The sequence below is a fragment of the Ectopseudomonas chengduensis genome (assembly GCF_900102635.1).
Classification (GTDB): Bacteria; Pseudomonadota; Gammaproteobacteria; order Pseudomonadales; family Pseudomonadaceae; genus Aquipseudomonas; species Aquipseudomonas chengduensis.
Map to the genome: position 1 here is coordinate 242050 of NZ_FMZQ01000006.1, position 14352 is coordinate 256401.

Below are 14352 nucleotides of genomic sequence, written 5' to 3' on the forward strand. Positions count from 1 at the left end.
TACATGCGTGTTTTTTAAGTTAATTTTTGATCTGCGCTCAATCACCAGACCGCAGAGGCAGGTACTCAATATAATCAATATAAAAATATCGGAATAGCGTGTTTGGGGCTCTGTAATATGCGGAATTTTTTCCATCATAATCGATTTAAACATTTGAGTTGGAGCCTGTTTTCGGGTGTTATAGGTGGTGGCTTAACTGTTATTGCTACGGGAGTGATGGTTAGGTCGCTCGGATATGAAATATTCGGTGTTATAAGTATCTGGATAATGCTTCAGGGAATAATTCAAGTATTTGACTATGGGGTCGGCGCGGCCCTAAATAGAGAATTGACAAATAATCAGAATTCGAATGATGCGTTAATTTCAGGGGCAATGAGATTTTATCGTTATAATGGTTTGCTCTTGGGTTGTGCGGTAGTTTTATTTCTTATTCAGATATATGGCTTTGTTGGGGCGATCCCTTACATTCTTATGGTTGTGGCCTTGGTCATACAATTTCAAACGCTTTGCTGTACCGCTATTCTTTCGGCTGTAATGCGTTATGATGAATTGGCAAAGTCACAGATAGTTTCTAATGTACTCAGGTTTGGGGGGGCGATTGCAGTTGTAAGCTATACAGATAGTTTGGCATGGTTCTTTTTGTATCAGATACTTGCAGCAAGTATTAGTGGTTATTTATTTAAGCAATACTGTTCAAGGCATGCCAATTTTACCCTTCGGCCGAAAATTTTTGAGTGTATTAAATCGCTGTCGACTCTAGTTAATCAGTCTCTTGGGATGTGGGTAACTTCGATAGTAAGCATGTGTCTTATTGCGTCCGACCGGACTTTGGTTGGGCTAACGTGCGGGATAAATGAAGTCGGAAAATACTCTGCTGCGCTAACTGCAGCAAGTGTAATTAGCTTGGTCACTCTTCCGTTTTACAGGGTTTATTTTACAGAGTATTCATCAGTTTATTTTAAAGATCCAGATAGCCTTTCGGCTTTATTTTGCAGCAGCTGTAAGCAGCTCGTTCTGATAGTCACTATGATTTGGTTGGTGGGTTTTTTAGGTGCAGAATTAATTTTTAATATTTGGCTTGGCTCGTATGACGAACAGCAAATATATGCTTTTAAGATTTTGTTAGTAGGGCTAGGGCTAGCAAGTGTTACTTGGCTTCCAGGTGCGCTCTGCCAGGCTGCAGGAAAACCGTTAATTCATGTTTTGGCAATGACTATATCCCTTGTTTTGGGTGTTCTAGTGGCAGTTCCAAGCATACATATATGGGGATATCCAGGTGCAGCTGCTGTATGGCTGGTTCACGGATTAATCGGCCTTGTATTAGAACCGTATGTGATAAAGCGGTTCGTGTTCCCAATAAGTCTTTTCGATTGGTATCGAAAGGTATTCATTCTGCCAGTTGTTGTGATTGGTGCGTTCTTTATGTTGAGCTTTATCTATGAAAAAATTTGAACCTTACGTATACGTATTGATACCGGTGAAAGATAGAGCGCAGTACCTGTTCCACACGCTGCGTACGTGCGAAATTCAAACCTACAATAATCTGCGTGTAATTGTTAGTGACGATGGCAGTAGTGACAATACTCGCCAAGTAGTAGAGGCTGCACACAGCAGAGATTCGCGTATCAGTTATGTATCGCCCGGCTCCAATGTTGGAATGAAGCGCAATTTCGAGTTTGCACTCGACCATGCTGTGCAAGGTTATGTTATGTTTTTAGGAGGTGATGATGGTTTGATGCCGGGAGCAATTGAGAGATTAGTCCAGCGTATTGATGAAACTCAGGTGGATCTCATTACTTGGAATCCGCCAATTTATACTTATCCTGGCGCGAACTCTATTTTCGGTAAAATTAAACTCACCCGAAGAACTCAAGGAAGATATGTTGATTCTCGGGAGTATTTATTGCGTCAAGCAAAAGTACTTAATTATATTGCCGACGAAGAAACCCCGATGATTTATGTCAAGGGTGCTGTTTCAGTCAACCTGATCTCAAGAGTGAGGCGTCGAAGCCCAAGTGGTGAGTTTTATCAATCACCCACACCTGATGGATATTCGGGCATTGTATTGGCCGGCGAAGTTACCAGATTCTGGTTTGAAGATAATCCAATAACTATATATGGAGTATCCCCCTCGTCCCAAGGAATGGCATATCTTTCAAAAGATGAAGCAGCAAAGCGTCAGTCTGAGGATTTCTTCAACAAAGCGTCTGATAACAAAATGGCAAATGAGCTTGCTTCGCAGCCATATAGTCCCCTTATTTCTTTGATGACTGCTGATTATCTTTTAACTGCGAGTAAGTTACAAAATTGGCCTGGTCATTTTGAGGGAATAGATTACACGGATCTCCTTTCGAAGTCTTTGGATGAGTTGGCAAACGGTCTCTATTCAACTGACCGAATTGCACGGGAGATTCGCATCTTGATTAATATCGCTAAGCAACATGGCCTCAGCGACTACATTAATAAATTGATTGATTCTAAATGGAAGTATATTGAGCGCTCTGATTTTGATGGTGATGGGGCTAATCTAAATGCTGTGTTTATTGGTTGTAATGATACCTTTATCAAAAATATTCTTGATGCTGCATATTTTGTACAGAGCACAGCCCTGTTAAGGAATAAACTAAAAGTAAAAGAAATCATTAATGGTATTGTCTCTTCATTAAGGTACAAAATTTCAGCGCGTAAGCGCTTATGCCGTATGAATAAATATGTCTCGGAGCTGAAATGATTGCGCTGGCCTTTCTGGGTACGCTTCTTATCTATGCCGTTGGTGTTTCGTTAATGGTGCGGCGTACTGCTGGCTATTGTGCGGCTGATCTTGGTTTTATATTTTTTTCTCTGTGCTTTTTATACACTGCAGCTCCTGGGATGACTTTTTTGTTTCTCGAGCTAGATGAAGTGCCCGGCTGGCCTTGGATGGAATTGAACAGTTTGACCCCTACTGAAGATGCCTTAGCAGTACATCTATGGCGGCATAATATTTTTCTTCTGTGCTTTCTTCTTGCATATATGTTTGTTAGGCGTCGTGTCGATGTTGTTGATTTTAGTCGGCGAGTAGACAGTCTCGGGCGTAGACTAGGATTGAAGGAAATCGTTTTTTTTATTCCGCTTTTTTTTACTTTCTCTATTCTGGGGAATAGTATTGCGGGCGAAACAGATATTTATTATGAGAAGTATCAAGTAATAGAAAGTTTGGGTCAGTGGGAAAGAATTGTTTATGCTCTTGCAAATCGTATTGCTGCAGGTTCTCAATATTTTGTGGTTATTTCATTTGTTTTTTTGCCAATAAAGAAATGGCTGAAGGTGATGGGGATTTTGGCAATTGCTTTTTATCAGTTATTAATGTCGAGTGGCTCCAGGGTTGAGTTGCTTTTTTTTATTATCGCCGGCGGCGTAGCTTATGCGCTTTTCGTAAATAAAGTTAAGCTTAGATACGTTTTTTTCGCTGCATTATGTGGTCTTTGTAGTTTTTGGTTTATTGAGGTTTTTCGTTATTATGAATTTGATTTGGCTGAGACTATTCAGCATTTTCAAGCTTTTGGTGTCAAGCCGATGGGTGAGTTGGGTGCGGTATTTTCTACTGGTTTCCATTTATATTCGCTTTCAGAAGTAGGGCAGTTGCCCTTGCGCGATGGGAAAATGTTTTTTTTTGAAATTATGAGCTTGTTCTCATCTAACGCTAATTCTCATCTTAGCCCTCAAAGTTGGTACTGGCGTGAATTTTATCCCAATTACCCTGTGCCGCCGCAAACAAATGGCCCTATCGCAGACTCAGCGCTGTGGGGGTTGGGCTTGTTTGATCTAGCGATTCGTGCATGTATCATTGGTTTTATTTTTGGGTGGTTGACAAATAAAATTTTTGGTCGTGAGCTTTCTTTTGCGTGGGCAGTGATTTATATTTTTTACTGTGCTACTTGTGTGATGACATTAAAATATGGAGTACTTTGGCAGTTGAATCCAATAGTTAAAACCATGCTGCCATTAATTGGGGTGTACTATTTTTATAAACTAATTTTGCGGGGGTTGCGTAGTGCGCCAAATAATTTCAGCGTTTGAGGCTGGCGGTAAATACGGTGGTGGAGTGGTGACTAAGAAACTGCTTGGTTACTTTGGTTCCGAATATGTTCATATTTCAAGAAGTAACCAGGAGCGTAGATTCGTGCGTTTTCTTCGCGCTCTGCTAATTTGGCTAAGATGCCCCATCCTACACCCTGTATTTTGTACTTTTGGTCCACGCCCTGTGAAGGGGGGCGGGGTTTTGAACTTTTCGCAAACGTTTAATTTGGCTGTTAGATTTCCGGCGTTGGAGTTTGAGCTGGTAGCGCATGATGTTATCGTCCAAAAACGACTTCCCTTAAACGCATGGGTTCGCTGGTCAGAGAAGCGAATTTTTAAGTCTGCGAAGCGTATCTATGTGCTGTCGGAAAAGGATAGGCGTTTGTTGCGAAGGTTCTATGGTGTTCGTGATGATCGTGTGGTAAATCTTTTTGAGAAGCTATATCCTGAAGTTGAGCCTTTTCGTGCTAAAGTACGCAAGCGCGGTGTCTTTCGTGCGATTTTTCTCGGTTCGATTCGTCGAGCAGAAAATTATCGCGGTTTAGAATGGTTTTATTATAATGTTTTTCCATCATGCGTTGATTCGATTGAAGTTTTTTGTATTGGTGAGGTAGATGATCATTTGGCTGCACGTTTCCCTGAATTCAAGTTTGTTGGATTTGTTGAATCTTTATCTGATGCATTGTCGCATTGTGATTTCACTATAGCTCCTGTATTGGATGGGGCTGGAATCAAAATAAAAGTTATAGATTCCATCGTTCGCAAAATACCAGTGATTGGAACTCCCAAAGCTTTTGAAGGTATCGGAAGGCCGAATTACCCATATTGCTCTAGCGATGCGAAAAATTGGATTGATGCACTTAATGGCGGCTTTATTGATTACGTTTACCATCCGCCTTTATAAGTCGCCGGGTATCTTGGGTTGAGATTGCAAGCAATAGTCTTCAAGGTGTGTGCGAGGTGTTTTTCTTTGTATTTTATTCGGTTTGTGATTGTAAAATTATAAATAAGCATAATTTAATGGGTTTTTTTGGGGTGGTGCGTGATTATCTCGATGGCATATGTAAGGCTTTATGATGAAAATACTATTTCTTTCTCAGTATTTTTGGCCTGAAACATTTATAGTTAATGACTTGGTGCGGAAGCTCAGTGAGCAGGGGCATGAGGTGACTGTGGCAACTGCCAAGCCCAATTATCCTGGTGGGGAGATTTTCGATGGATATAAGGCGTGGGGAGTTCAACGTGAGCGTTTTGCTGAAAGTGTCGATGTAATACGGGTTCCCCTGTGGCCGCGTGGGCGGGGCGGCTCCAGGAACCTTATCCTCAATTACTTGTCTTTCGTAGCCACGGGGCTCTTTCTGCTGCCGTGGCTGCTGCGTGGGCGCAAGTTCGACAGCATCGTGGTGTTTGCGATGTCGCCCATTACTCAGGTGATACCGGCCATTCCTCTGAAGTGGATCAAGCGCGCGCATCTTGCTGCCTGGGTTCAGGATCTCTGGCCCGAGAGCCTCGCTGCGACAGGGTTCGTGCGCAATCCCCAGGCACTTCGTATGGTGGGTTGGATGGTGCGAGGAATCTATGCCTGTTGCGACACCTTGCTGTTGCAGTCGCGTGCGTTCTTTGACCCCGTCGCCCGTTATGCCTGCCGTAGCAAACTTGTGTATTACCCGAATTCCATCGCATTACCCTCCGAAAAAACAGTGGCGCCTGAAGTCCCAACGCAGCTTCTTGAAGAATTACGGGAAAATTTCTGTGTGGTTTTCGCCGGAAATATCGGGATTGCTCAATCGATTGAAACCGTCGTCGAAGCTGCTGAGCTGCTACGTCAGCATCCGGCGCTAAAGTTCGTTTTAGTCGGAAGTGGCAGCCGGCTCGAGTGGGTAAAAGAACGCAAGGCCTCCCTGGGACTCGATAACCTGATTCTTGCGGGTCGCTTCCCTATGGAGGCAATGCCGCAGATATTCGAGCATTCCTCCGCCTTGTTGGTTTCTCTGCGGGATGAGGAGATTTTTTCTTACACCATTCCCAGTAAAGTGCAGGCGTATCTTGCTGCCGGAAAGGCGATCATTGCTTCGTTACGTGGGGAAGGTGCCCGCGTTATTGAAGAGGCGGGCGCAGGTAAAACGTGCGAACCCGAGAGCGCTAATGCGTTGGTAGAGAGTATTCTTGCGCTCATGTCGCTGTCGCCTGCAGAACGCGAACAAATGGGGAGCGCTGGCCAGAGTTATTTTAACGAGCATTTCGACATGGACCGCCAGACAGAACGCCTGGTTGAGATTCTGGCGTCGAGAGCCGATATATAAGAGGTGTGACGCGATGCGGGTATTGGTTCTGGGTGTGACCGGCATGCTTGGGCATGACGTATTCAACGTGTTGGATGCGTCTCCTGTGCTGGATGTTTGGGGTACGCTGCGCAGTTCTGCAGGTCTCTCCCATTTCAGTGAGAAACAGCATGAACGCATGCTATCGGGTGTTGATGTGCTTGATCAGGATGCACTGACTGCGGCCTTTGCACGCGTACGTCCTGATGTAGTGATAAATTGTGTGGGCTTGATCAAGCAACTTGCCGATGCCAACGATCCATTGGTCGCACTTCCGATCAACGCCTTGCTTCCGCATCGTTTGGCGAAGCTATGTACTTTGGGTGGCGCCCGGCTGATCCATATAAGTACCGATTGTGTCTTCTCTGGCAGTAAGGGGCTGTACGTGGAATCGGATTTGTCCGATGCGGAGGACTTGTACGGGAAGTCGAAGTACATCGGTGAGCTACACGATCAGCCGAATGCGGTCACGCTCCGAACTTCGATAATTGGCCACGAACTCGGCAGCAACCATGCCCTGCTGGACTGGTTTCTGTCTCAAGAGGGCTCCGTCAAGGGCTATCGCAAGGCGATCTTCTCAGGGCTACCTACTGTCGAATTGGCACGAGTGATCCGTGACTACGTGATACCGTCGCGGCAGCTGCACGGCCTATACCATGTCTCGGTCGATCCTATCGACAAGTACAACTTGCTCACGCTTGTGGCTGAGGTATATGGAAAGGATATCGAGATAGTGCCTGACGACCACGTGGTGATCGACCGTTCCCTGGATTCCACCCTTTTCCGGCGCGCTTCCGGTTACACTCCGCCGACATGGCGTGAACTCATTGAACAAATGCGCGATCAGCGCTGAATGCTTTCACTTATTAGACGTGGTATTGATATGTTTGACGACAAGATTCTGATGATCACTGGCGGCACCGGATCGTTCGGCAATACTGTGCTGAAACGCTTCCTTGATACCAACGTCAAGGAAATCCGTGTTTTCAGTCGCGATGAAAAAAAGCAAGAAGATATGCGCATTGCACTTGCTAACGACAAGGTGAAATTCTTCATCGGTGATGTTCGTGACTACGATAGTCTGGCGAATGCAATGGTTGGTGTTGATTACATCTTCCATGCCGCTGCACTGAAGCAGGTTCCCTCCTGTGAGTTTTATCCGATGGAGGCGGTGAAGACTAATGTTATCGGTACCGAAAATGTCCTTAAAGCAGCCGTAGCTGCAGGCGTGAAGCGTGTGGTTGTGCTTTCTACCGATAAGGCTGTTTACCCGATCAATGCTATGGGTATTTCCAAGGCGATGGCGGAGAAACTGATGGTCGCCAAGTCGCGCCTTGTGCCGAAGAATGGACCCGTTATTTGCGCTACCCGGTATGGCAACGTAATGGCCTCGCGCGGATCTGTTATTCCCTTGTTCATCGATCAGCTCAAGGGAGGGGAGCCCATCACCGTGACTGATCCAAACATGACGCGTTTCCTGATGTCGTTGGAGGATTCGGTCGATCTGGTTCTCCATGCCTTCGAGAATGCCCAGCAAGGTGACATCTTTGTCCAGAAGGCCCCGGCTTCTACCGTGGCGGATCTGGCTCAAGCCCTCAAGGAATTGTTCGGTCGAGCCAATGCGGTCAAGGTAATTGGCACCCGCCACGGTGAAAAACTCTACGAGTCGTTGATCTCCCGCGAGGAAATGGCCAAAGCAGAGGATATGGGCCGCTATTACCGGATTCCAGCAGATAATAGGGACCTGAATTACAAGAAGTATTTTGTGGAGGGGGAGACGCATATCTCCGAGCTGGATGACTATACCTCCCATAACACTGAGCGTCTGGATGTTCGCGGAATCAAAGAGCTGCTGTTAAAGCTGGATTACGTTAAGGAGCAGCTTGATGCTTAAGGTCATGACCCTGGTTGGTACCCGCCCCGAGCTGATCAAGATGAGTCGGGTGATCGCCGAACTGGATCGCCAAGTCAACCACGTGTTGGTTCACTCTGGACAGAATTACGACTTTGAACTGAACCAGGTGTTCTTCGACGACCTGGAAATTCGCAAGCCGGATCATTTCCTCGGCGCTGCCGGTGAAACCGCTGCGCAGACCATCGCTGAGGTGATTGCCAAGGCTGATGCGATCTTTGAGCTGGAAAAGCCCGACGCGTTGCTTCTTTATGGCGATACAAACACCTGCTTGGCAGTGATTGCTGCCAAGCGTCGCAAGATCCCGGTGTTCCACATGGAGGCCGGTAACCGCTGCTTCGACCAACGCGTGCCGGAAGAGCTCAACCGAAAGGTGCTCGATCATCTTTCGGATATCAATCTTGTGCTCACCGAGCATGCCCGCAGGTATTTGATCGCCGAGGGCATCCGTCCCGAGACCATCATCAAGACCGGCTCGCACATGCATGAGGTGCTCGACTACTACCGGCCGAAGATCGAGGCGTCCGACGTGTTGGCACGCGAGAAGCTGCAGGCCGGCAAGTTCTTTGTGGTCAGTGCTCATCGTGAGGAGAATGTCGATACCCCCGACAACCTGCGCGATCTGCTTGCCACGCTGCGCGCTCTGGTTGACGAGTATGGCTTTCCAGTAATCGTCTCGACCCATCCGCGTACACGAAAGCGACTGGAAGCACTGGGCGAGTCTCTGGAGCACCCGCTGATTCGCTTCGTCAAGCCGTTCGGTCTGCTTGACTATATCAAGCTACAGATGTCGGCTTTTTGCGTGCTTTCCGATAGCGGCACCATCACCGAGGAGGCTTCACTGCTCAACTTGCCGGCTGTGACCCTGCGCAATGCCCATGAGCGTCCCGAAGGCATGGACGAAGGCACGCTGATCATGAGTGGGCTGAAGAAGGAGTCGGTGCTGGAAGCAGTCAAGGTTATTACCAGCCAGCATCAGGCAGGCAGTCGAGCCATACCTTTAGTGCCAGACTATCAAGGCGGGCCAGTGTCGCTCCAGATTGTCCGGGTGGTTCTGAGTTACACCGATTACATAAATCGGACTGTCTGGCGTAAGAGCTGATTATGAATATTTTGCTTACAGGGGCTACGGGCTTTGTCGGCTCGGTTTTGCTATCTGAACTTACGAAGTTACCTGATTTTCGGATTGTTGCTGCGGTTCGTTCTGCTGTTTCCAACACTTCTGATGATGCTGTGGTGGTTGGCAATATTGACGGCACTACGGATTATTCCTCGGCACTTAACGGTGTTGATGTAGTGGTTCACTCTGCTGCACGTGCGCATATTATGCGTGATGAAGTCGCCGACCCACTGGCGGAATACCGTAAGGTAAACGTCGAGGGTACGCTGAACCTTGCCAAGCAGGCTGTTGCTGCGGGTGTTAAGCGGTTTGTTTATATCAGTTCTATTAAGGTTAATGGCGAAAGCACAACTAGGTTGCCAGCCTTTATCGAGGCCGATGCAGCGAAACCGGAAGATCCTTACGGTGTTTCTAAGTGCGAAGCCGAAGAAGGTTTGCGCTTACTGGCGCAGGAAACCGGTTTAGAGGTGGTTATTATTCGGCCGCCGCTGGTGTATGGGCCGGGTGTTAAGGCCAATTTTTTAAGTTTGGTTAAGTTATCGGCTTCTGGGTTGCCTTTGCCCTTTGGTTCTGTGAAAAACAAACGCAGCATGGTGTATGTGGGTAATCTGGTGAGTTTTATTATTCGCTGCATTCAGCACCCTGCGGCGGCCAACCAAACCTTTTTGGTGTCGGACGGTGAAGATGTTTCACTGCGCAATCTGGTTACTTATATTCGCTTGTGCCTGGGCCGTTCGCCGCGTTTGCTGCCTGTGCCGGTAGGGTTGTTTAAGCTGGCGGGTGTGTTAACGGGTAAGCGCGGTATGGTTGACCGGTTAGTCGGTGATTTGCAGGTGGATTCGTCGAAGGCTCGTTCTCTGTTGGGGTGGGTTCCTCCTTACACGGTTGAGCAGGGCATTGCAGCGACTGTGGCCGATTTTATGAGCAAGGATAAATAACGTGTTGCGTTTTTTTGATTTTACCTTTGCCTTGTTAGGGCTGATTTTTGCGTTCCCGGTGTTGTTGGCTATTTATGTGCTGGGGCTTTTCGATACCGGCTCGCCGTTGTTTCGTCAGGAGCGAGTAGGGCGACACCAGAAGCCATTTGTGTTGGTTAAGTTTCGTACGATGAAGATCGATACCGCGTCGGTAGCTAGTCATTTGGCGTCCAGTGCATCGATTACCCGCATGGGTGCCTTCCTGCGTAAAACCAAGCTCGATGAGTTGCCACAGCTGTGGAATGTGCTCAAAGGCGAAATGAGTCTGGTCGGCCCCCGCCCAGGGCTGTTTAATCAACAGGAGTTAACGACTGAGCGTGCTCAGCGTGGTGTGTTCGATGTGCGCCCGGGTATCACCGGGTTGGCACAGCTTAGCGATATTGATATGTCGACGCCAAAACTGTTGGCCGAAACCGATCAGCGTATGATTCGTGAGCTTACCCTGGCTGATTATTTTAAATATATCCTGATGACGGTGCTTGGTAAGGGCGCGGGTGATCGTGTACGCCCATCTTAGTCAGCAGCAGCGGTGTGTGCGAGAATCAGTTATTGCCACGCAGTACGGGATGTGAAGGATTGAGAGGTTGTGATGTTACGGACTGCAGATCGCCTGCGTGAGCGTTTGATCCGTTTGCCACGGCGTTCGAAGCGTGTGCTGCAGGTCATAGTCGATGTACTGTTGCTTTGGTGTGCGCTGTGGCTGGCGTTTATCGTGCGCTTGGGTGACTTCAAAGCAGTTGATCCTTTAGGCCATCACGCCTGGATCTTTGTAATTGTGCCCTTGATTTCAGTGCCCATTTTCATCCGCATGGGCATGTATCGCGCGGTGATGCGCTTTTTCGGTAACGATGCGCTCAAGAGCATTTTTAAGGCAATTTCCCTCTCTGCGTTATTCCTGGCGTTGACGATCTATTGGTATCGCGACGCGCCTGAGCCGATTCCACGTTCGATGGTGCTGAATTTCTGGTGGCTCAGCCTGACGTTGATTGGCGGGGTGCGCTTGCTGATGCGTCAGTACTTTATGGGTAATTGGTATTCGGCTGAGCATCCCCGTCTTCTAACAGGGGACCGTGGTTTGCCCCGCGTTGCGATTTATGGGGCCGGTGCGGCGGGGAATCAGTTACTGGCCGCCCTGCGTTTGGGGCGTTCGCTGGCGCCCGTTGCCTTTATTGATGATGATGCAACCATCGCCAACCGGGTGATTGCCGGGTTGCGGGTGTACAAGCCCAAGCACACCCAACAGATGATCGAAGAAACTGGCGCCCAGGAAATTCTGCTTGCGGTGCCTTCTGCCTCGCGTGCGCGTCGCAGGGAGATTCTCGAATTGCTTGGCCAGTACAGCCTGCACGTACGTAGCGTGCCAGGTTTAATGGACTTGGCCAGTGGTCGGGTTAAGGTAGATGAGGTGCAGGAGGTCGATATTGCTGACCTGCTGGGACGTGATCCGGTACCGCCGCAGAAGGCCTTGTTTGAGCGTTGCATACGTAGCCAGGTGGTCATGGTGACCGGCGCGGGTGGCTCGATTGGCTCGGAGCTATGCCGACAGATCCTGTCCAATGAGCCGAAGACCCTGTTGCTGTTTGAGCACAGCGAATTCAATCTTTACAACATTCATTCCGAGCTGGTAAGCCGCATCAAGCGTGAGTCCCTGGCCATTCAGTTGATTCCAATTCTGGGCTCAATTCGCAACCCGGAGCGGCTCGAGGACGTGATGTCGAGCTGGGCGGTGAATACGGTCTATCACGCGGCAGCTTACAAGCATGTGCCGATGGTCGAGCACAATATTGCTGAAGGTGTGCTGAACAATGTATTCGGCACCCTGTTTACCGCTCAGGCAGCTGTAAAGGCTGGAGTTGCGCATTTCGTGCTGATCTCGACCGACAAGGCTGTGCGGCCCACCAATGTGATGGGCAGCACCAAGCGTTTGGCTGAGATGGTACTGCAGGCGCTTAGCCGGGAACAGGCTCCGGTACTTTTTGGTAAAGGCGAGGTGCTCAATGAGGTCAATAAAACCCGCTTCACAATGGTGCGCTTTGGCAATGTGCTTGGATCGTCCGGTTCGGTCATACCCCTGTTTCATGAGCAAATCCGGCGTGGTGGGCCTGTGACGGTTACGCACCCAAATATTACACGTTATTTCATGACTATCCCTGAGGCGGCCCAGTTGGTGATCCAGGCGGGGTCGATGGGGGAGGGCGGAGACGTCTTCGTGTTGGATATGGGGGAGCCGGTAAAGATCGCCGAGTTAGCAGAGAAGATGATTCATCTCAGTGGCTTGAGTGTGCGTTCTGCTGAAAACCCGCAGGGTGATATTGCTATCGAGTTCACAGGGCTCCGGCCGGGAGAGAAGCTCTATGAGGAGTTGCTGATTGGCGATAACGTCAGCCCGACCGAGCATCCGATGATCATGCGTGCCAACGAAGAAATGCTGTCTTGGGAGGAGTACAGGAAAGTGCTTCTTGCCTTGGAGGATGCAGTTGGGCGTGAGGACTACGAGCGGGTTCGGGCGTTATTGCGCGAAACCGTGAGTGGTTATCGGCCTGACGGTGAGATTGTTGATTGGTTGTACTTACAGAGACGTTTAGTAAGCGCTCCATAAACCCCGCCCGCCAGGACGGGATTTATTTTCAGGAAGCAGGAGCAGAAGCCGGCGAGCAGTTCCAAGGCAGCAGCGCTTCATAGTCCTCAACGCTCTGTGCTGTTGGCAGGCGTTCGAGGATGTGGCGCAGCCAGGCGTAAGGCTCCTGGCCATTGGCCTTGGCGGTTTCGATCAGGCTGTAGATCTGCGCGCTGGCCGTGGCCCCCTTGGGCGTGTCGCTGAACAGCCAGTTCTTGCGCCCGATGACGAAGGGGCGGATGGCGTTCTCGGCACGGTTTCGGCAGTGATCGGCGCCGCTTCGCAGGCCTTGCAGGCGTAGGTCTTGCGGATATGGCGGATGACCTGCACCTGCATCGGGATGATCTCCAGCTGTTCGCTGGTCTCCTCGCCGATGAGCTGTTTGCAGGCGCCACAGGCGCAAGTCAGCTCGTGCTCGGGCAGGTCGTGGATGACCTCGACACGCGGCAGGTTGGCCGGCAACGGCTTGCGCTTGCCACGGCGCTTGACCGGCGCAACGATTTCTTCGGCTTCGGCTTCGGCTTCGGCTTCGGCTTCGGCTTCGGCTGGCGCGGCGGACAGCGCTTCGATCAGCTCTTCGGCCTCGTTGAACATGGCCAACTGCGGCGAGTCGGTATCTTCAGGGCTGCGCTCGGACTTGGGCGAGAACAACTTGTGGCGCAGCAGGGCGACCTGTTCCTGCAATTGCAGAATCAGAGCCTTGAGCAGGACAAGATCAGCCGAGGCTTTTGAATTTGGCTCCGCGATCTGGACTCGACAGCGCAGCTGAACGCGCTTCAGCGCAGCCCCGGAGGGGCAAACGAAGCGAATAGCCTGGGACGTGGTCCCTGGTGAGAGTCCGCAGGCAATAAAAAAACCAGCACTAGGCTGGGTTCTTGAATTTGGCTCCGCGACCTGGACTCGACAGCGCAGCTGAACGCGCTTCAGCGCGGCCCCGGAGGGGCAAACGAAGCGAATAACCTGGGACGTGGTCCCTGGTGAGAGTCCGCAGGCAATAAAAAACCCAGCACTAGGCTGGGTTCTTGAATTTGGCTCCGCGACCTGGACTCGAACCAGGGACCCAATGATTAACAGTCATTTGCTCTACCGACTGAGCTATCGCGGAACAACGTCGCGTATGTTACTGATTAAAAAGGGGAAGTCAACACTTTGTAGGTGGCTTCTATCTGGCCACGACGCGTTTGGTTTGGTGGGCGCGGCTTTGGCCGCGACAGCGGTGGTAGAGCGCGGCTGATGCGCAATACCGCTGTCTGGGTATTGGTGTAGAAGCTCGGCCCCGGGGCGAAGCGTTTGGTTGTGCGGTGTTCTTGCGATTCGCCGCGAGGCGCGGCTCCTACAGGGGGAGG

11 protein-coding genes, 1 tRNA gene and 2 pseudogenes are annotated in these 14352 nt (G+C 49.7%); 11 read left to right on the plus strand and 3 right to left on the minus strand.

Annotated elements, in window-relative coordinates; all coding sequences use genetic code 11:
- Positions 1 to 153 precede the first annotated feature (153 nt).
- From BLS08_RS26035 to BLS08_RS12145, 11 genes are all read left to right on the plus strand, one after another.
- Positions 154 to 1452, plus strand: coding sequence for an MATE family efflux transporter (locus tag BLS08_RS26035; RefSeq protein ID WP_139204206.1), 1299 nt, complete (start codon positions 154 to 156; stop codon positions 1450 to 1452).
- Entirely contained in the window at positions 1439 to 2731 is a 1293-nt protein-coding gene (locus BLS08_RS12105) for a glycosyltransferase family 2 protein (protein ID WP_090336748.1), read from the plus strand. The genes BLS08_RS26035 and BLS08_RS12105 overlap by 14 nt, the downstream gene beginning before the upstream one ends.
- Entirely contained in the window at positions 2728 to 4059 is a 1332-nt protein-coding gene (locus tag BLS08_RS26040) for a hypothetical protein (RefSeq protein WP_139204209.1), read from the plus strand. Before BLS08_RS12105 ends, BLS08_RS26040 begins: the two co-directional genes overlap by 4 nt.
- 28 nt (positions 4060 to 4087) lie before the next feature.
- Positions 4088 to 4963, plus strand: a complete 876-nt coding sequence (locus tag BLS08_RS12110; RefSeq protein WP_167375879.1) for a glycosyltransferase — start codon at positions 4088 to 4090, stop codon at positions 4961 to 4963.
- Between the two features lie 169 nt (positions 4964 to 5132).
- A complete protein-coding gene (locus BLS08_RS12115) occupies positions 5133 to 6362 on the plus strand; it encodes a glycosyltransferase family 4 protein (RefSeq protein WP_338135769.1) in 1230 nt (409 codons plus the stop codon).
- Between the two features lie 13 nt (positions 6363 to 6375).
- A complete protein-coding gene (locus BLS08_RS12120) occupies positions 6376 to 7233 on the plus strand; it encodes a dTDP-4-dehydrorhamnose reductase family protein (RefSeq protein WP_090336754.1) in 858 nt (285 codons plus the stop codon).
- Between the two features lie 30 nt (positions 7234 to 7263).
- Positions 7264 to 8274 (plus strand): polysaccharide biosynthesis protein, encoded by a 1011-nt coding sequence (locus tag BLS08_RS12125; protein WP_090336775.1) that lies wholly within the window; start codon positions 7264 to 7266, stop codon positions 8272 to 8274.
- Complete coding sequence (gene wecB / locus BLS08_RS12130) at positions 8267 to 9394, plus strand: non-hydrolyzing UDP-N-acetylglucosamine 2-epimerase (RefSeq protein WP_090336755.1); 1128 nt, start codon at positions 8267 to 8269, stop codon at positions 9392 to 9394. Before BLS08_RS12125 ends, wecB begins: the two co-directional genes overlap by 8 nt.
- 2 nt (positions 9395 to 9396) lie before the next feature.
- The gene (locus BLS08_RS12135) at positions 9397 to 10350 is read left to right on the plus strand and encodes a UDP-glucose 4-epimerase family protein (RefSeq protein ID WP_090336757.1); all 954 of its coding nucleotides are present in this window, start codon (positions 9397 to 9399) and stop codon (positions 10348 to 10350) included.
- Between the two features lies 1 nt (position 10351).
- On the plus strand, positions 10352 to 10906 hold the full coding sequence (locus BLS08_RS12140) for a sugar transferase (protein ID WP_090336759.1): 555 nt from the start codon (positions 10352 to 10354) through the stop codon (positions 10904 to 10906).
- 72 nt (positions 10907 to 10978) lie between these two features.
- Entirely contained in the window at positions 10979 to 12988 is a 2010-nt protein-coding gene (locus tag BLS08_RS12145) for a polysaccharide biosynthesis protein (RefSeq protein ID WP_090336760.1), read from the plus strand.
- A 28-nt stretch (positions 12989 to 13016) separates the two neighbouring features.
- Here BLS08_RS12145 and BLS08_RS26845 read toward each other — a convergent pair.
- From BLS08_RS26845 to BLS08_RS12155, 3 genes and pseudogenes are all read right to left on the minus strand, one after another.
- A pseudogene (locus BLS08_RS26845) lies at positions 13017 to 13265 on the minus strand (transposase domain-containing protein); the annotation flags it as partial.
- A pseudogene (locus tag BLS08_RS26850) lies at positions 13265 to 13708 on the minus strand (IS66 family transposase); the annotation flags it as partial. The pseudogenes BLS08_RS26845 and BLS08_RS26850, both read right to left, overlap by 1 nt.
- 327 nt (positions 13709 to 14035) lie before the next feature.
- A tRNA-Asn gene (locus BLS08_RS12155) sits at positions 14036 to 14111 on the minus strand.
- Positions 14112 to 14352: the final 241 nt, after the last annotated feature.